Source organism: Aerococcus sp. L_32 (assembly GCF_050689315.1).
This window is the reverse complement of sequence record NZ_JBOEQF010000728.1, coordinates 1-903: the sequence shown is the minus strand read 5'-3', so window position 1 is coordinate 903 and position 903 is coordinate 1. Positions and strand designations below refer to the sequence as shown.

At 41.1% G+C, this 903-nt stretch carries 1 protein-coding gene; it reads right to left on the bottom strand.

Features of this window, described 5'->3' with window-relative positions; translation table 11 throughout:
• Positions 1-874, bottom strand: an 874-nt coding sequence (locus ACRCJ0_RS16005; RefSeq protein WP_431391160.1) for an ATP-binding protein, incomplete at its 3' end; no start/stop codon positions are given.
• Positions 875-903: the final 29 nt, after the last annotated feature.

Genomic DNA, 903 nt, shown 5'->3' with positions numbered 1-903 from the left:
TTAGACGAACCGTCATCCCCTCTTCACTAAAGGCTAAATTGGTAAAACGGCTATCCGATAAATCAACCAAGAACCGCGATGCGTTTGTTAAAACACGTTCTTTGACATCTGAAGATTCCCCAACAGTGGCCTTTTCAAAGGTCGCAATGGCCAACTTGTTGGCTGCCCATTCAACAGACATTTGATAAGCTTCATCCACTTGGGCTTGATAAGCTTGTAATAAATCTGGTGCCATACCCTCGCTAGCGATCTCTTGGATTTGGCTACGTTTGTCAGCAGTTGACCGAGTTAGGTCCGCAATTTCTGTTTCCATGTCCGCAATCTTTTGACGTAAGTCAGTTAATTGTTGGTCGACTGGACGGTCTTGTTGCAAGTAGATAGCCAAGTTTAAGTCTAAGTGGTTAGCTAAGATATCATGACGGTTTTGTTTTTGTTTCATTTGTTTTTGTTGGTCAGTGGCTGCTAGTAACTCCTCACCAGACCGGTAATTATATTGGTCAAGGATTCGCTCTTGGTCAGCCTTAATAGCAGATAGTTCTGCTTGTAATTGTTGACGACGGTTAGCACGACTTTGCTCCTCATATGAAGCATAGTCTTGGTCCGCTTGTTGACGTCTTAAAGCTAAATAATCATCTTCAAATTGTTGGAAGTAGGCATCTTCGCTGATTTCCCCAACTTCTAGTGAATTGGCATATTCAGCCCATTGTTGTTCGTGGGCTTTACCAAAGTTAGAGACACCAAGGGTCATTTCTAACTGTTGGATTTTGTGGTCTAGGTTAAAGATTTCATCTACATAGGTATCTTCTAACCATACTTGAGAAGAAATGTTTGAAGAACCACCTTTTTCCACTAACAATTTATCTAATTCAGTCACAATATCGGTTGATTCATAAGATAAATGGG